The 16,682-nt window shown below is 62.7% G+C and carries 18 protein-coding genes and 1 riboswitch; of the genes, 9 read left to right on the top strand and 9 right to left on the bottom strand.

Annotated features, from left to right (window positions below; genetic code table 11):
* The first annotated feature begins 17 nt into the window (after positions 1-17).
* The 7 genes from GTP55_RS05820 (at position 18) to GTP55_RS05790 (ending at position 7,724) form a co-directional block, all read left to right on the top strand.
* Entirely contained in the window at positions 18-1,157 is a 1,140-nt protein-coding gene (locus GTP55_RS05820; RefSeq protein ID WP_161044002.1) for a DegT/DnrJ/EryC1/StrS family aminotransferase, read from the top strand.
* Positions 1,154-2,164 (top strand): glycosyltransferase, encoded by a 1,011-nt coding sequence (locus GTP55_RS05815; protein WP_161044001.1) that lies wholly within the window; start codon positions 1,154-1,156, stop codon positions 2,162-2,164. The genes GTP55_RS05820 and GTP55_RS05815 overlap by 4 nt, the downstream gene beginning before the upstream one ends.
* Positions 2,161-3,105 carry a formyltransferase gene (locus GTP55_RS05810; RefSeq protein ID WP_161044000.1) on the top strand — a complete coding sequence of 315 codons (945 nt, stop codon included), beginning with the start codon at positions 2,161-2,163 and terminating at the stop codon, positions 3,103-3,105. Before GTP55_RS05815 ends, GTP55_RS05810 begins: the two co-directional genes overlap by 4 nt.
* A 37-nt stretch (positions 3,106-3,142) precedes the next feature.
* Positions 3,143-4,195, top strand: a complete 1,053-nt coding sequence (locus GTP55_RS05805) for a bifunctional UDP-4-keto-pentose/UDP-xylose synthase (RefSeq protein WP_161043999.1) — start codon at positions 3,143-3,145, stop codon at positions 4,193-4,195.
* A gap of 21 nt (positions 4,196-4,216) precedes the next feature.
* Positions 4,217-5,164, top strand: a complete 948-nt coding sequence (locus GTP55_RS05800) for a polysaccharide deacetylase family protein (RefSeq protein WP_161044252.1) — start codon at positions 4,217-4,219, stop codon at positions 5,162-5,164.
* Positions 5,165-5,182: 18 nt separating this feature from the next.
* Complete coding sequence (locus GTP55_RS05795) at positions 5,183-5,638, top strand: peroxiredoxin (protein ID WP_161043998.1); 456 nt, start codon at positions 5,183-5,185, stop codon at positions 5,636-5,638.
* A 247-nt stretch (positions 5,639-5,885) separates the two neighbouring features.
* A complete protein-coding gene (locus GTP55_RS05790; protein ID WP_161043997.1) occupies positions 5,886-7,724 on the top strand; it encodes a PhoH family protein in 1,839 nt (612 codons plus the stop codon).
* Between the two features lie 67 nt (positions 7,725-7,791).
* Here the strand turns inward: GTP55_RS05790 and GTP55_RS05785 are convergent, their stop codons facing one another.
* The gene (locus tag GTP55_RS05785) at positions 7,792-8,436 is read right to left on the bottom strand and encodes a CCXG family PEP-CTERM protein (RefSeq protein ID WP_161043996.1); all 645 of its coding nucleotides are present in this window, start codon (positions 8,434-8,436) and stop codon (positions 7,792-7,794) included.
* A gap of 283 nt (positions 8,437-8,719) precedes the next feature.
* On the opposite strand from GTP55_RS05785, the gene GTP55_RS05780 reads away from it, so the two are divergent.
* Positions 8,720-9,007 (top strand): type II toxin-antitoxin system HicB family antitoxin, encoded by a 288-nt coding sequence (locus GTP55_RS05780; protein WP_110844507.1) that lies wholly within the window; start codon positions 8,720-8,722, stop codon positions 9,005-9,007.
* On the opposite strand, the gene GTP55_RS05775 is transcribed toward GTP55_RS05780, so the two are convergent.
* The 4 genes from GTP55_RS05775 to GTP55_RS05760 form a co-directional block, all read right to left on the bottom strand.
* Entirely contained in the window at positions 8,964-9,233 is a 270-nt protein-coding gene (locus tag GTP55_RS05775) for a type II toxin-antitoxin system HicB family antitoxin (RefSeq protein ID WP_229257763.1), read from the bottom strand. The two genes, GTP55_RS05780 and GTP55_RS05775, sit on opposite strands and share 44 nt — an antisense overlap.
* Positions 9,230-9,421 (bottom strand): type II toxin-antitoxin system HicA family toxin, encoded by a 192-nt coding sequence (locus GTP55_RS05770; protein WP_161043995.1) that lies wholly within the window; start codon positions 9,419-9,421, stop codon positions 9,230-9,232. Before GTP55_RS05770 ends, GTP55_RS05775 begins: the two co-directional genes overlap by 4 nt.
* Positions 9,422-9,476: 55 nt before the next feature.
* Positions 9,477-9,932 (bottom strand): hypothetical protein, encoded by a 456-nt coding sequence (locus GTP55_RS05765; RefSeq protein ID WP_161043994.1) that lies wholly within the window; start codon positions 9,930-9,932, stop codon positions 9,477-9,479.
* Positions 9,933-10,092: 160 nt separating this feature from the next.
* A complete protein-coding gene (locus GTP55_RS05760; RefSeq protein WP_161043993.1) occupies positions 10,093-10,518 on the bottom strand; it encodes an HD domain-containing protein in 426 nt (141 codons plus the stop codon).
* A gap of 84 nt (positions 10,519-10,602) precedes the next feature.
* Between GTP55_RS05760 and GTP55_RS05755 the strand changes: the two genes are divergently transcribed.
* A complete protein-coding gene (locus tag GTP55_RS05755; RefSeq protein ID WP_161044250.1) occupies positions 10,603-10,803 on the top strand; it encodes a heavy-metal-associated domain-containing protein in 201 nt (66 codons plus the stop codon).
* Here the strand turns inward: GTP55_RS05755 and GTP55_RS05750 are convergent, their stop codons facing one another.
* The 4 genes from GTP55_RS05750 to GTP55_RS05735 form a co-directional block, all read right to left on the bottom strand.
* Positions 10,804-11,526: a glutathione S-transferase gene (locus GTP55_RS05750; protein ID WP_161043992.1), complete on the bottom strand. Its 723-nt coding sequence runs from the start codon at positions 11,524-11,526 to the stop codon at positions 10,804-10,806. It abuts the gene before it with no gap.
* A gap of 41 nt (positions 11,527-11,567) precedes the next feature.
* The gene (locus tag GTP55_RS05745; protein WP_161043991.1) at positions 11,568-13,604 is read right to left on the bottom strand and encodes a TonB-dependent receptor; all 2,037 of its coding nucleotides are present in this window, start codon (positions 13,602-13,604) and stop codon (positions 11,568-11,570) included.
* A 61-nt stretch (positions 13,605-13,665) separates the two neighbouring features.
* A riboswitch (cobalamin riboswitch) is annotated at positions 13,666-13,884 on the bottom strand.
* Positions 13,885-13,903: 19 nt separating this feature from the next.
* Positions 13,904-14,290, bottom strand: coding sequence for a Cu(I)-responsive transcriptional regulator (cueR, locus tag GTP55_RS05740; protein WP_161043990.1), 387 nt, complete (start codon positions 14,288-14,290; stop codon positions 13,904-13,906).
* Positions 14,287-16,620: a heavy metal translocating P-type ATPase gene (locus GTP55_RS05735; RefSeq protein WP_229257762.1), complete on the bottom strand. Its 2,334-nt coding sequence runs from the start codon at positions 16,618-16,620 to the stop codon at positions 14,287-14,289. The genes cueR and GTP55_RS05735 overlap by 4 nt, the downstream gene beginning before the upstream one ends.
* Between the last annotated feature and the right edge of the window lie 62 nt (positions 16,621-16,682).

Raw genomic sequence — 16,682 nt, 5'->3', positions numbered from 1 at the left:
AGAGAGCAAACCACCTCATGAGTGCTGATCAGCCCTTCCTGCCCTTTTCCAAGCCTACGATAGACGAGGCCACCATTGCCGCCGTCGGCGAAGTCCTGCGTTCCGGCTGGATCACCAGCGGCCCGAAAGTGGCGGCGTTCGAAGCCCAGATGTCCGAGTACTTCGGCGGCCGCCCGGTGCGCACCTTCAATTCCGGCACTTGCACGATGGAAATCGCGTTGCGCATCGCCGGCATCGGTCCCGGCGACGAAGTGATCACCACGCCGATTTCGTGGGTCGCCACCGCCAACGTCATCATCGAAGTCGGCGCCACGCCGGTATTTGCCGACATCGACCCGATCACCCGCAATATCGACCTCGATAAAGTCGAAGCCGCGATCACGCCGCGCACCAAGGCCATCATTCCGGTCTACCTGTCCGGCCTGCCGGTCGACATGGACCGCCTGTACGCCATCGCCAAAAAACACAATCTGCGCGTGGTGGAAGATGCGGCGCAGGCCTTCGGTTCCGAGTGGAAAGGCAAGCGCATCGGTTCGTTCGGCGACTTTGTCTCGTTCAGCTTCCAGGCCAACAAGAACCTGACCACCGGCGAAGGCGGCGCGCTGGTGCTGAACAACCTGGAAGAAGCAAAAATCGCCGAGAAGTACCGCCTGCAGGGCGTGACCCGCAGCGGCGTCGACGGCATCGATGTCGATGTCCTCGGCGGCAAATACAATATGAGCGACATCATGGCCGCCATCGGCCTGGGCCAGTTCGCCAATATCGAGCAGATCACCGCCCACCGCCGCGCATTGGCGCACCGCTATTACGAGGCGTTTGGCCCCGACTTTGAAGCGCAGTCCGGCGCGCAGCTGCCGCTGCAAGCCTTTGACTCCAGCAACTACCATTTGTTCCAGATCATCCTGCCGGACAACGGCCCGACCACGCGCGCCGATTTCATGACCGCCATGAAGGACCGCTTCAACGTCGGCACCGGCTACCACTACTCGCCGATCCATTTGTTCAGCCTGTACCGCGAGCGCGGCTTCAAGGAAGGCATGTTCCCGGTCTCCGAAAAACTCGGCTACCTGACCGTGACCCTGCCGATGTTCTACGCCATGACCGTCGCCGACGTCGATCGCGCCGTCGCAGCCGTGAAAGCGATCCTGATCAAATGACCGTCTCCCTGACCAAACCGGAAATCTCCGTCGTCATCCCGATCTACAACGAACAGGCCGGCCTGGCCGCCCTGTTCGCGCGCCTGTACCCGGCGCTCGACAAGCTGGGCGCCAGCTACGAAATCGTGTTCGTCAACGACGGCAGTCGCGACAACTCGGTGTCGATCCTGGCCGAGCAGTTCCGCCAGCGGCCGGACGTGACCCGCGTGGTGCTCTTCAACGGCAACTACGGCCAGCACATGGCGATCCTGGCCGGCTTTGAAGCCTCGCGCGGCGAGATCATGGTGACGCTGGACGCCGACCTGCAAAATCCGCCGGAAGAAATCGGCAACCTGGTGGCCAAGATGCGTGAAGGCTACGACTACGTCGGCTCGATCCGCCGCAAGCGCCAGGACTCGGCATGGCGCACCTACGCCTCCAAGGCCATGAACCGCCTGCGCGAACGCATCACCAACATCAAGATCACCGACCAGGGCAATATGCTGCGCGCCTACGGCCGTAACATCGTCGACCTGATGAACCAGTGCGCGGAAGTGAATACCTTCGTGCCGGCGCTGGCCTACCGCTTCGCCCGCAACCCGACCGAAATCGTGGTCGAGCACGAAGAGCGCTCGGCCGGCGAATCGAAATACTCGCTGTACAGCCTGATCCGGCTGAACTTCGACCTGGTCACCGGCTTCTCGCTGATCCCGCTGCAGTTCTACTCGATGATGGGCATGCTGATGTCGCTGCTGTCGGCGCTGCTGGTGGTGGTGCTGGTGGCGCGCCGCCTGTTCCTGGGCGCGGAAGCGGAAGGCGTGTTCACGCTGTTTGCGATCACCTTCTTCTTCATGGGCATCATCCTGTTCGGCATCGGTCTGCTGGGCGAATATGTCGGCCGCATTTTCCAGCAGGTGCGGGCCCGTCCGCGCTACGTGGTGCAGACCATTCTGCAACAGCGCGACGACAACGGCCAGCCGCTGCCGCCGCCCGGCGTCGAGAAGCGCACCGTGGGCCGCGCATCATGAGCGACCTGGAACCGCGCAAGCGCGCCGTCGTCTTCGGCTATCACAATGTCGGCGTGCGCTGCCTGAAAGTGCTGCTGGCCGGCGGCGTCGACGTCGCGCTGGTGGTCACGCACGAAGACAGCGCCAGCGAAAACATCTGGTTCGAGTCGGTGATTTCGCTGTGCGAGACCGAAGGTATCCCCTACATCACGCCGGCCGACGCCAGGTCGCCCGAGCTGCTGGCGCAGGTGCAGGCCGCCAAGCCGGACCTGATGTTCAGCTTTTACTACCGCAACATGCTGCCGGCCGAACTGCTGGCGGTGGCGCCGGCATTCAACATGCACGGCTCGCTGTTGCCGGAATACCGCGGCCGCGCGCCGGTCAACTGGGCGGTGCTGCACGGCGCCACCGTGACCGGCGCCACGCTGCACGAAATGACCGTCAAGCCGGACGCCGGCGCCATCGTTGCGCAGATGGAAGTGCCGATCCTGCCGGACGACACTGCGCACGAAGTGTTCGGCAAGGTGCAGGTGGCGGCCGAACAGGCGCTGTGGCGCGTGCTGCCGTCGCTGCTGGACGGCACCGCGCCGCGCCTGCACAACGACCTGAGCAAGGGCGGCTACTTCGGCGGCCGCAAGCCGGAAGACGGCCGCATCGACTGGTTCTGGCCGGCCCAGCACGTCTACAACCTGCACCGCGCGGTGGCGCCGCCGTATCCGGGCGCCTTTACCGACATCGACGGGGTACGCTACGTGATCCAGCGCGCCCGCATTACCGGCACCGGGCATGGCAACTTTGGCAATGTTGTATCCCTCAGTTTGCCACCGGGCTTGACAGTAGTAGATAATTGCATCTTTGGCGTTTGCGGCGATGGCCGCATGCTGACGATTTCCGCATTGACCGCCGATGGTGAACCGATCACGGCGGAGCAGCTCGCTATTCGCCTGGCCGCGCGCACGTAAGCGGCGGCAGCACTAAACATTACCTGGACCTACTGACATGAAAAAAGTTCTCATCCTCGGCGTCAATGGCTTTATCGGCCATCACCTGTCGAAGCGCATTCTGGAAACCACCGACTGGCACGTGTACGGCATGGACATGAGCACCGACCGCATCACCGACGTGCTGGAGAATGAGGCTTACAAGTCGCGCATGCACTTCTTTGAAGGCGACATCACCATCAACAAGGAATGGGTCGAGTACCACGTCAAGAAGTGCGACGTGATCCTGCCGCTGGTGGCGATCGCCACGCCATCGACCTACGTCAAGGCGCCGCTGCGCGTGTTCGAGCTGGACTTTGAAGCCAACCTGCCGATCGTGCGTTCCGCCGCCAAGTACGGCAAGCACCTGGTGTTCCCGTCGACCTCGGAAGTGTATGGCATGTGCCACGACGAAGAGTTCGACCCTGAGAACTCGGAACTGATCTGCGGCCCGATCAACAAGCCGCGCTGGATCTACTCCAACGCCAAGCAGCTGATGGACCGCGTGATCTGGGGTTACGGCATGGAAGGCCTGAACTTCACGCTGTTCCGTCCATTCAACTGGATCGGCGCCGGCCTCGATTCGATCCACACGCCGAAAGAAGGCTCGTCGCGCGTGGTGACCCAGTTCTTCGGCCACATCGTGCGTGGCGAGAACATCTCGCTGGTCGACGGCGGCGCGCAGAAACGCGCCTTCACCGACATCGACGACGGCATCGACGCGCTGATGAAAATCATCGAGAACAAAGACGGCGCCGCCACCGGCAAGATCTACAACATCGGCAACCCGGTCAACAATTTCTCGATCCGCGAACTAGCCAACATGATGCTGGAACTGGCGCCGCAATACCCTGAGTACGCCGAAGGCGCGGCCAAGGTCAAGATCGTCGAAACCACCTCGGGCGCCTACTACGGCACCGGCTACCAGGACGTGCAGAACCGCGTGCCGAAAATCACCAACACCTGCGAAGAACTGAACTGGAAACCGACCACCACCATGGCCGACGCGCTGAAGAAAATCTTCGACGCCTACCGCAGCCAGGTGGCCGAAGCACAGAAACTGATGGACTAAGCATTGAATCAACAACCATTGATGGTGTTGAAGATCGACGTCGACACCTACCGCGGCACCCGTGAGGGCGTACCCAACCTGGTCCGCATGCTGAAGGCGCACAACGCCGGCGCCACATTCCTGTTTTCGCTCGGGCCGGATCACACCGGCTGGGCGATGCGGCGCGCGCTGCGTCCGGGCTTCTTCAGCAAGGTGTCGCGCACGTCGGTGGTGGAGCACTACGGCTTCAAGACGCTGATGTACGGCGTGCTGCTGCCCGGCCCGGACATCGGCAAGGACTGTGCCGCCGACATGCGCGCGGTGCAGGACGCCGGCTTTGAATGCGGCATCCACACCTGGGACCACGTACTGTGGCAGGACAACGTCGCCAGGCGCGACGCCGGCTGGGCCACCAGCATGATGCGCAAGGCCGCCAGCCGCTTCACCCAGGTGTTCGGCCAGGCGCCGCGCACCCACGGCGCCGCCGGCTGGCAGATGAACAACGCCGCCTTCCACGAACACGACAGCGCCGGCTACGCCTACGCCTCCGACGGCCGCTGCGTGCTGAAGGCAAACGGCCAGCTGGCCAATCCGGCCGACGGTCCGCACCGTTTGTCCGACGGCGCGCAGGTGCTGAAACACATCCAGATGCCGACCACGCTGCCGACGCTGGACGAAGTGCTGGGCTGCGAGATCGACGGCGTGACCATCGGCACCGGCAATATCGCCCCCTTCCTGCTCAAGCTGACCGAAGGCGCCACGCGCGACCACGTCTATACTTTGCACGCCGAGCTTGAAGGACAGAAACTCGCCCCCATATTCGAGCAGCTATTGGCAGGGTGGCAAGCACAGGGATACCAACTGGCGTCCATGGCTGACTACCATCAGAAGATACAAGACCTGCCGATGCCGGTTTGCCCCATCACCTGGGGCGAGCTGCCGGGACGTTCGGGCCAGCTGATCATTCAGGGCCCCGCCCGCGCCGAATAACCCTTCCAGGAGACGCCTGTGGCTGATGTAGTAACCGATTTCTCCGCGCCGATGACCAGCGGCCAGACCTTCCAGTTGTCCGGCCGCCCGGCGCGTTATACCGTGCTGTTCTTCTACCCCAAGGACAACACCCCAGGCTGCACCACCGAAAACGTGGCCTTCCGCGACCTGTACCCGCAATTCCAGGCGGCCGGGACCGAAATCTACGGCATCAGCCGCGACTCGCTGCGTTCGCACGAAGGCTTCCGCGCCAAGCTCGGCCTGCCGTTTGAACTGATTTCCGACCCGGAAGAAAAAGTCTGCGAACAGTTCGGCGTCATGAAGATGAAGCAAATGTACGGTAAGACCGTCCGTGGCATCGAACGCAGCACGTTTGTGATTGACGCTACTGGTCAATTGGTGAAAGAATGGAGAGGCGTGAAGGTAGCGGGTCACGTCGATGAAGTGCTGGAATTTGTCACGCGCCAGGCTTAAGTTGTAGGGATGCGTTGCAGCTTCCAGTTTGCTCAACCGTAGCAGAACCGAGCGTATCCAGTTATTTTGAGTCAGCACTGTACTTCTTCCCACCCTACATGGTGGCCAGCCGGCCACCACGCGGTACTTTCACCGGGCGCCCTGCGTGCCCGTCGGCAGTCTCCTTTTCCCTTTTACCCAGCATCCACCCCATCGGGACGACTCCCTGTGGGCGGATTCCTCCAGATATCTTTCGATTGAGATCCTGATGCCACTGCCAAAAATACCAAGTAAGCCAGCGACTATACTGTTGGCAAAAGATTACCCCAAGGCCACCGGCCGCGCTACCCCTGCCCTCGCGGCAGTGGCCGATATCGCGCCCGAGCCAGCACCAGCGCCGAAGAAAGCGGCGACCGTCAAAGCCGTTCCTGTAGCAAAAAAACCGGTGGCCGCCAAAGCGCCCGCCGCCGTGGCAACGCCGGCGCCAGCGCCTGCCCCAGCCAAATCCAAAGCCGTGGCCGCCGTGCTGAAAGCCGCGCCGGCCGTGTTGCAAGCGGCGGCTGACGCCGTCGAAGCCAAGGGCAAGCCATCGCCGCGCGGCAAGGTCACGCCGATCAACGCCGAAGCGCCGCATCCGGCCAAGCACAAGGCCCATGAGGTGGCGATCAAGTCGTCCACCAGCCGCAATGCCGACCAGACCGGCGCCACCAAGATGTTCGTGCTGGACACCAACGTGCTGATGCACGATCCATCGTCGCTGTTCCGCTTTGAAGAGCACGACGTCTACCTGCCGATGATGACGCTGGAAGAGCTGGACAACCACAAGAAAGGCATGACCGAGGTGGCGCGCAATGCACGCCAGGTCTCGCGCACGCTGGACGCGCTGGTCTCCAACACCGACGACGACGCCATCGAGAACGGCATCCCACTGTCCAAGCTGGGCAACAAGGACGCCAAGGGCCGCCTGTACTTCCAGACCCGTCTGCAAACGGCCGAACTGCCGGTCGGCCTGCCGTCGGGCAAAGCCGACAACCAGATCCTGTCGGTGGTGCGTTCGCTGGAATCGGAGCAGGAAGGCCGCGCCATCGTGCTGGTGTCGAAAGACATCAACATGCGCATCAAGGCGCGCGCACTGGGCCTGCCGGCGGAAGACTACTTCAACGACCACGTGCTGGAAGATACCGACCTGCTGTACTCGGGCATCCTGCAACTGCCGGAAGACTTCTGGAACAAGCACGCCAAGGACCTGGAGTCGTGGCAGGAGAACAAGAACGGCCAGAGCGCCACGTTCTACCGCGTGACCGGGCCGTTCGTGCCGTCGATGCTGGTCAACCAGTTCGTGTTCCTGGAGCCAAAGAATGGCGAAGCGCCGTTCTATGGCCAGGTCAAGCAGATCAACGGCAAGACCGCCGTGCTGCAAACCCTGCGCGACTTCAGCCACAACAAGAACAACGTGTGGGGCGTGACCGCGCGCAACCGCGAACAGAACTTCGCGCTCAACCTGCTGATGAATCCGGAATGCGACTTCGTCACGCTGCTGGGCCAGGCCGGTACGGGTAAAACCCTGCTGGCCCTGGCCGCCGGCTTGGCGCAAGTGCTGGAAACCAAGCTCTACAACGAAATCATCGTTACCCGCGTGACGGTGCCGGTCGGCGAAGACATCGGTTTCCTGCCGGGCACCGAGGAAGAGAAAATGTCGCCGTGGATGGGCGCCTTTGACGACAACCTGGAAGTGCTCAACAAGTCCGATTCGGATGGCGGCGAGTGGGGCCGCGCGGCAACGCAGGACTTGATCCGTTCGCGCATCAAGATCAAGTCGCTGAACTTCATGCGTGGCCGTACCTTCGTCAACAAGTTCCTGATCATCGACGAAGCGCAGAACTTGACGCCGAAACAGGTCAAGACGCTGGTGACGCGCGCCGGTCCGGGCACCAAGATTATCTGCCTGGGCAATATCGCACAGATCGACACGCCATACCTGACCGAAGGTTCGAGCGGCCTGACATATGTGGTCGATCGCTTCAAGGGCTGGTCGCACAGCGGTCACGTGACGCTGGCGCGCGGCGAACGTTCGCGTCTGGCGGATCATGCCAGCGAAGTCCTGTAATGGTATAAATCGTTTAGTTCGATCCGCTCAGCCCCGCCCGCAGCAATGCCGGCGGGGCTGAGTTTTTTTACGCCTGCTGTTTCGCGCGGCGGCGGCGGGCGATGGCGCCGACCACGCCCAGGCCGCCCAGCATCATGGCGTAGGTTTCCGGCTCAGGCACAGGGGCCATTTGCAGGGTGCTGGCGCTGAAGCTCTGGAACGCGGCGCCGTTGGCCGAATACTGCACCTGCTGGCCGCCGTCGCAGCAGCCTTCCAGGCCGTAGATCGTCAGCGTGTGGTTGCCGGCCGTCAGCGCCTTGTTGCTGACGCTGAACACCGAGTTGGTGTTGGCGTAGTCATGCGCCCACCACAGGTCGCCGGTCTTCAGATCGACCGCCTGGCCATCCAGGAACACCGCACCGCCGTTGCCGAAGTCAACGCCGGCACGGAACGAATAGGTACCAGCCGCGCTCAGGCCGAAGTTGATGGTCGACTTGAAGGCGATATTGGTGGCGCCGGCGCCGAACAGCGACTGGTTGGAGACGATATCGTAGTTCTTCAGTACGGTTGAATGCGACGAATTGGCAACAGCGGCATCGACGATATCGCGATAAGCGTTGGCGGTGGTTTGCGCACCGGCGTTCGACGTACCGGTCTGGAAAGTGATGACAGCGGCGTCTGCGCTACCGTAAGCGAGTGCAACGGCGAGTGCGGCGAGTTTGGCGTATTTCATGATGGTCCCTGTAGGTAAATGGTTGAGAAGCGGTGAGGCTTAACCAGGTACGGGGGTGTGGGACCTTGGCGAATTGGTGTTTCTTTTATACACTTTTAAATTCTTTAATGCATGAACAGAATGTTATCTGAGGCAACAGGCGATGTCAATCGCGCAAAAACCACGAATAGCGGGGTAAACACTTGTCTGAAAAAGTGCTTGAAACCGTCTGCATCCTGTATGACACTAAGATTCCAAGTTATTGATTTTGCCCGGATTTCGCGTCCTACAGAGGTCAGTCATCATGGACATCCCTATCCTGATCCAGAAAACCATCGGCGCCAAAAAGTACGGCGTAACGGTGCCGGACATTCCCGGCTGCGTGACCACGGGCGACACGGTGGGCACCGCCATGAGCAACGCCACCAAGGCCATCTACGGCCACGTGGGCCAGCTGGTGGAACAAGGCAAGGCCTTCGAAATCCGGCCGTCGGAAGTGGAAACCCTGTCGCAGGAACCCGACTACGCCGGCGGCATCTGGGCCCTGGTCAGCCTCGACCTGGCTCGCCTGGACGACCCGCCGCAGGATTAATCTCCACCAGCATCCAGAAGCCGCCATGGAATTGCGCATCGTTGCGCCAATGATCGATGGTGGTGGCGGCGGGGATCGGTTCCCCATGCGCCAGCACAGCCTCTTGCGCCATCAGCGGCAAATCAGTCAGCTCGTCGGCCGCTGTAAACACCCCCGGCAAGTCAGGAAAGCAGCCGCCATAAGCGCTGTCTTCATCCTTCCACACATAAAGCGGATAAAGCATCATCCCCTCCCCTTCAAATTCGCCTGTCTCAAGATAGCGCGCACCGTCCCAACTGCCAAATGCTTTTTTGGATGTGGCACGACAACACTTTTACCCGTCTCAGCATGAACGAACTTATGGTGGCTACCGTGCGTCGAAACGTGACGCCAGCCATTCAACTTGAGCAACTTGATGAGTTCTTCGCTAGTCATTCAAAGAGGCTAGCGCGTTCCGGCGCGCCACCCAATGCGCAATCTCAACACAGCCTCAGTCATGAGACGCTTCGCTGTTCACCTCCGCCATGGCCTCGGCCAGCGAGGGGACGTGGAAGGCGGCGCGTTCGGCGTCGGTGACCGCGGTGGGATCGACTGGGTAGAGCGTGCGCACGCCCTCTTTGGAGACCTGGTACTGCGTGCCATACCACTGCGGTAATTTCTTCCACATCAGATAGCGGTCCCATGATGCGGCGATGAGCCACTTGGGCGCGGGATGTTCCGGCTCCAGCTTGGATGCGATGGTGGCAAACGCCTGCGCCAGCCGGATATCTTCCGGCCCCTCGCCATGCTGATAGATCATGCCGGCGAAGTAGAAATCTTCCGCCGTCCGGATCTCGCCATGCGCCAGCATCTCGGACACCCGCTGGCGCCGCTGTGCATCCTTGGCGTTGACCACCGCCCAGTCGATCTTATCCGGCTCCCGGTCTGCGGCATCCGCCTTATTCATCGCCCGCAATTCCGGATTGGATTGCAGATCAGCCGCAGCGCATGCTCGATAACCACAGCAGCATGCCACTACAAATAAAAGCACCAAACGGGGTATGTTCATCGATCATCACGGCGAGTTGAGAATTTAGCAATCATACACCGCCCTGATCGCTGCCGCACTAGCCGGCGCGGAGCAGCGCTTCGCGTACCAGTTTGTATTCCTCCAGCCGCGCGTAATCCGTGGCGGAGGGGTTGGCGATGCGGCTCAGGTCCATGTTTTCGGCGTTGTCCGCCAGCTTGACCACGCGCGCGATCGGATTGGCAGCGGCGCGCTCGGCGGCCTGCATGCGCGACTCGCCCGGACGCTTGGTCAGCGCCTCCACTGCCGCGATGACCTCAGGTGCAAAGCCTTCCGCCGCCAGCGCGTGCAGCGTCACATCGGTATCCTCCACCACATCATGCAGCACCGCCGCCATCCGTTCATGCTCGGTGGCGACACGCAGCATCACGCGCAGCGGATGCAGGATATACGGCTGGCCCGCCTTGTCCACCTGCCCCGCGTGCGCCGCTGCGGCGATGGCAATCGCCCGCTCCAAAGTTGCCATGCCAACCCTCCCAAATGAACGCTTGACCTTCCCATGGCAGGAAGGATTAAAGTACAGGTAATGAAACTGTTTAAGGAGTATGCGATGTATCAGCTGCAAGTAGAAAACATGAGCTGCGGCCACTGCGTGGGCGCCGTCACCAAGGCCGTGCAAGCTATCGACGCCGGCGCCAAAGTCGAGATCGACCTGGCCACCAAATCCGTCATGATCGACAGCACCACCCCGCTCGCCCCGCTGAAATCCGCCATCGCTGACGCCGGCTACCCGGTCACCAGCGCAGCGTAATTATTTATCCAGCTCCGGATAGTGGCGGAAGATGTCGGTCTCGTTATTCGGAATCCGGCGCTTCGAGTTGAGGTAGGCTGCAACGTTGGGACGCTGCGCTACCTTGGCGTGCAGTGCAAACAGGCCGGGATACGATGGCGCCAGTTTCGCCATCGTATTGGGAAAGGCATACGCCAGCCCATCGAGCAGCTGGAACAGCGACAAATCCACATACGACAGCCGCGAGCCAACCGCGTAACCGCCGCGCCCCGGATTACGCTCGATGACGCCTTCAAAATAATCGAGGAACTTCGGTATGCGCTTCTCGCGGAAATCCTTGGCGCGCGTCTTGGCTTCCTTCTTCTGGTCCTCGTAGTACGCGCTGGAAGAAACCGGATGATGCGTATCGTGCGCCTCGGCGACGATATCGGCGATGGTCAGCTGTAGCTGGTTGGCCCACAAGCGCCCGTCCTGCGAACGCGGCGCCAGTCCATGCTTCGCACCTAAATACAGCAGGATATTGGCGGTCTGCCCGATCAGCATGTCGCCGACCCGCAGCACCGGCGGTGCAAACGATGGATGCGCCACCTGCTCGCCATCCAGGCTCGCATTCAGCGCGGACATGCCGCCCTTCTTGCGCGCCACGTCCACATACGGCACGCCGGCTTCCTCCAGCGCCAGCCGCACAAATTCACCGCGGCCCTGGAGACCGTCCCAATAATAAAGTTGGTATGGAGTCGTCATGCAGCCATGGTAGCACCGGCGCCACCATGGCGTAGCCCGATTCAGAACTTGGTCTTGACCGTCAGGCGGAAGGTGCGGCGTTCGGCCGGATGGTAGTGGATGTCGTCCACACCTTGCGCCGGCTCGCCCGGCAGGCGCGAGGCGTAGTAGTAGTCCACATCGCTGGCTTTGCGGTCGAACAGGTTGAAGGCGTCCAGCTGCACCGTCCAGCGGCGGTTGAATTGATAGCCCACACGCGCATACGCGATCGCCGTGCTGGCCGAACGCTGACTGTTATCTTCGATCAGCGGACGCGGTCCGAAGTAGCGCATCTGGAAAGCGCCCGACCACGGCCCCAGATCCATGATGGTGGCGCCAAACGACGCCACCTTGCCGATCGCGCCGGGAATGTAATCGCCCACCGGATCATGCTCGGTGTAGTGGCTGCGGGAATACGCCATGTCCAGATCGAACAGCAGCCAGGAATTAGCGATGTAATGGTTATTCCACTCGATGCCGGAACGGTAGCTACCGCGGCTCGGCGAGGTATCGCCGGCGTCGCCGGAAAACACCAGCTCCGAGTCGGAACGCAACTTCCACAACGCCATCGAGCTTTGCAGGCCAGGGAGAAATTCGGTGCGCGCGCCGATTTCCGCGCCGCGCGTTTTTACCAGCGGCTTGACCGGGTCGATCGGCTCACGCTCCTTCGGCGTCAGATGCACGGTGGTGCCGCGCGCGTCGTTGCTGTGGAAGCCCTCGCCGTAGTTGACGAAGAATTCGGTCTTGGCCCACGGCCCCAGCACCACCGAGAATTTCGGCGACGTGGTACCGGCACTGACGTTGCCCGAGTTCTCGGCGATATTGCTATCTACGTCAAAGCGGTACCGGTCGTAACGCAGGCCGGCCGTGGTGCGCATCCACGGCAGCCACTGCACGGTGTTCTCGACATAGGCGCCGGCGCTGGCTTCCTTCACTTTCGATTCGGTGACCACGCCCAGCGTTTGCTGGTGCGCCGTCTTGTAGAGGCCCAGCGGCGAGATGTCGTCATAGCGGCCCTGCAAACCAACCTTGTTGCTGACATCCAGGCCGCCCCATTGGCCGAACCACGTCTGGCCGACGTCGAAGCCTGCCATGCGGCGCTTCTCGGTCTGGCGCGACTGGTCGCCGTTGACCGGATCATCAAGAAAGTAGGTGAAGTCGTTGTACAGCGTCAGACTCGATTGCACCACGTAGGCATTCGCCTGGAACAGCGTGTCGCTGGTGCGCTTGCGCATGGTGGCGGAAAGACTGTAACGCGAGGTCTCGCCGCCGTCGGTCGGATCGATCGCGCCGAACGGATCGATCTGGCCGCTCTGCACCGCGCGCAGCGGGATCTGATTGCTCGCATGCCAGGCGCCCTTGTAGAACATGCCGGTCACGCTGAACTGGTCATCGCTGGCGCCTTGCGCGTAACGCAGCACGCCCAGGCTTTTGTGGAACGCTTCCGGCTCCACCCATGGGCCGTTGTTGTGGCCCAGTTCTAAACCGTAGACCAGATTGCCGGCGCCCAGCGGCGTCGAGCCGGTGACCACCGAGCGGTAATACTGGTTCTCGCCCAACGACAGGCTGGCGGTGTTTTCGCGCAGCTTGTTCGCCAGCGTCAGATGCGCCGCGCCGGCGGATGCGAAGTCACCTTCGTCCGCGTAGTAAGGGCCTTTTTTGTAGTTGATGCGATCGACCAGTTCCGGGATCAGGAAGTTCAGATCCGTGTAGCCCTGGCCGTGCGCGTGGGTGCGCATGTTGACCGGCATGCCGTCAACGAAGGTGGCGAAGTCGGTGCCGTGGTCGAGGTTAAAGCCGCGCAGGAAGTATTGATTGGCCTTGCCGTCGCCGCTGTGCTGCGTGACGATCACGCCGGGCACAAACTCCAGCAATTCTCCCGGCCGCAAGGCGGGACGGTTGGCAATCAGCTCCGCCGTTACCGCGCCCTGGCTGGCGGCGCTGGAGGTGCCGACGCCGTTATCGTAATGGCCGCGCACCTGAACTGTGTTGTCGGTGGGGTCGGCATGGACGGCGCAAGGCAGGACAGTCGCCAACGCGACAATCGATTTGTAGATCATTGAGGTCTTTCAGAAGCAAGCCACTCACCTCCCCGTGAGCGGATTGAATAGAAATGCCTGCGGCATTTCCCCCTGTTTGGCCGGTATCCGGGCTGGCAAGCAAATCCGCCTGACCTTCCCATGCATGAAGCACAGTGGTATTGCGAGGCGGAGTGTCGTCCTGCGACGACGCTTGTTGACCGTTGCGGGGGCAGCACAGGCAGGCCGTTGACGGCTTCCTGTTTCCCGTTTAACTGCGCATCCGGACAGACGCGCGAGCACCAAAACGTGCCGGGATTATACGTGCTTCGGCAGGGCCGTCAATCGCCCAGGCTTTGCAGGATGGGGCAATCAGGACGCTGGTCGCCGTGGCAGCAGCTGGCCATGGTTTGCAGGGTGTCGCGCATTTCGGTCAGCTCGGCGATGCGCTGATTGAGTTCGGCCACGTGGCCCATGGCGATGGTCTTGACGTCGGCGCTGGCGCGCTCCTTGTTCTGCCATAGCGAGAGCAGGCCGCGGATCTGCTCCAGCGAGAAGCCCAGCAGGCGCGCGCGTTTGACGAAGCGCAGCGTGTGCAGGTCGCTGTCGGCATAGATGCGGTAGCCGGCGTCGCTGCGCTTGCCGGCAGGGATCAGGGCGATGCTTTCGTAGTAGCGGATCATCTTGGCCGAGACGCCGGTGGCCGTTGCGGCTTGTCCGATATTCATGTGCGGTCCTCCGGTTTCCAGCGGCGCAGCAACAGCGCGTTGCTGATCACGCTGACCGAGCTGAGTGCCATCGCACCGCCGGCCACCATGGGGTTGAGCAGGCCGAAGGCGGCCAGCGGGATGCCGATCAGGTTATAAATAAAGGCCCAGAACAGGTTCTGGCGGATCTTGCTGTAGCTGCGGCGCGAGATGGAGATGGCGGCGGCCACCAATGCCGGATCGCCGCGCATCAATGTGATGCCGGCGGCGTGCATGGCGACGTCGGTGCCGCTCGACATGGCGATGCCGACATCGGCGGCGGCCAGCGCGGGCGCGTCATTGATGCCGTCGCCGACCATGGCGATGGTGCCGCCTTCCAGTTTGAGGGCGGCGATGGTGCTGGCTTTATCGGCCGGCAGCATGTTGGCGACGATGCGCTGCACACCGAGCTGTTGGCCGACGGCGTTGGCGCTGCCCTGATTGTCGCCGGTGAGCAGCACGGTGTGGATGCCCATCGCGTGCAGCGCGGCGATGGCGGCTTGGGATTGGGGCTTGATGCGGTCGCCGAAGGCCAGCAGGCCGAGTAGCTGGTGGGTGGTGGCGTCGGCCAGCCAGGAGATGGTGTGGCCGCTGCGTTCAAGTTCTTCGGCGCGGACGGATAGCGTTTGGAGTGAGATGCCCTGTTCTTGCATCAGGCGCGTGCTGCCCAGCAGCAGCCGGGCGCCAGCCACGGTGGCCATCACGCCGCGTCCAGGCAAGGCGCTGATGTCGGACGCCAGCAGTGGAGCGGCGGCGGGCGCGGAAACGTCCGTCGCGGTGGCAGTCGTGACGCCGGCGGCTTGGGCGGATTGGAAGGCAATAGGCGCGGCTGCCGTGTGCTCGTCGCCGGTGGCGGTAGCTTGCGCGGCGGCCTGCTGGACGGCGCGGGCCAGCGCGTGTTCGCTGCCGCGCTGCACGGCGGCCGCCAGTTGCAGCAGGTGCGCTTCGTCGACGCCCGGCGCGGGAGCCAGCATGGCCAGCGACGGCTGGCCTTCGGTCAGCGTGCCGGTCTTGTCGAAGGCCACGGTGGTGATGCGGTGCGCCAGTTCCAGTGCCTCTGCGTCCTTGATCAGAATCCCGTAGCGCGCCGCCACGCCGGTGCCGGCCATGATGGCGGCCGGCGTCGCCAGCCCCAGCGCACACGGGCACGCAATCACCAGCACCGCCACCGCATTGATGATGGCCTGCTCGGCGTCGCCGGCATAGAGCCACCAGCCGCCAAAGGTCAGCAGCGCCAGCACCAGCACCACCGGCACGAACACCGCGCTGACGCGGTCCACCAGATGCTGCACCGGCGCCTTGGCCGCCTGCGCGTCCTCCACCAGCCGGATGATGCGCGACAGCGTGCTTTCCGCCCCCACCGCCGTCACGCGCACCAGCAGCAAACCTTCGCCATTGATGGCGCCACCCGTCACGCGCTCGCCGGCGTGACGGGCCACCGGCAGGCTCTCGCCGGTAATCAGCGCCTCGTCCACATGGCTGGCGCCTTCGCTGACCACACCATCGGCAGCGATGCGCTCACCGGGACGCACGACGATGACGTCATCCACGCGCACCTCATGAATGGCGACATCCACATCCTGCCCGCCACGACGCACGCGCGCCGACTCAGGCCGCAAGGTTTGCAGCGCGCGGATCGCCTGAGCGGTCTGACGCTTGGCGCGCGCTTCCAGCCACTTGCCCAGCAAGACCAGCGTAATCACCACCGCCGACGCTTCAAAATACAGATGCGGCATGGCGCCGGCAGACAGCAGCTGATACACGCTCAGGCCATATGCCGCAGTGGTGCCAAGGGCGACCAGCAAGTCCATATTGCCGCTGCGCGCGCGCACCGCCAGCCAGCCGGCGCGATAGAAGCGCGCGCCCAGCCAGAACTGCACCGGCGTGGCGAGCAGCCATTGGAGGCGGCCATCCAGCATCCAGTGGATGCCGGCCAATTCCAGCAGCATGGGAAAAACCAGGGGAAGGGAAAACAGCGCGGCCAGCAGGACGGCCGTGCCGCCGGTCGGCGTGAGGGCTGCGAGGAAGCCGCGCGCAGTCGGCGCAACGCCGTCGCCCGCAACAGCCGCTGCGTCGATGACAGGCGCGGCGCCCGGCTCCGGCGGCGGCAGCGAGGCCTGGTAGCCCGCCTTGTCGATCGCCAGCGCCAGCGCGGCAAAATCGACCGGCTGGGCCGACTCCACGCGCGCCATTTCGGTGGCGAGGTTGACACTGACTTTATCGACGCCCGGCACGGCCGCCAACACCCGCTCCACCCTGCCAACGCAGGAGGCGCAGCTCATCCCGTCAATTTTGATCGCTTGCTGATTCATGGGCCACCCGATACTGTATTTACATAGCTACAGCATCAAGTATCCCACGATTGGAAGGTCAA

Origin of the sequence: Duganella margarita (assembly GCF_009857535.1) — a bacterium.
GTDB lineage: Bacteria > Pseudomonadota > Gammaproteobacteria > Burkholderiales > Burkholderiaceae_D > Rugamonas > Rugamonas margarita.
The sequence above is the reverse complement of the archived record's forward strand: the minus strand, read 5'-3'. Positions and strand labels throughout refer to the sequence as shown.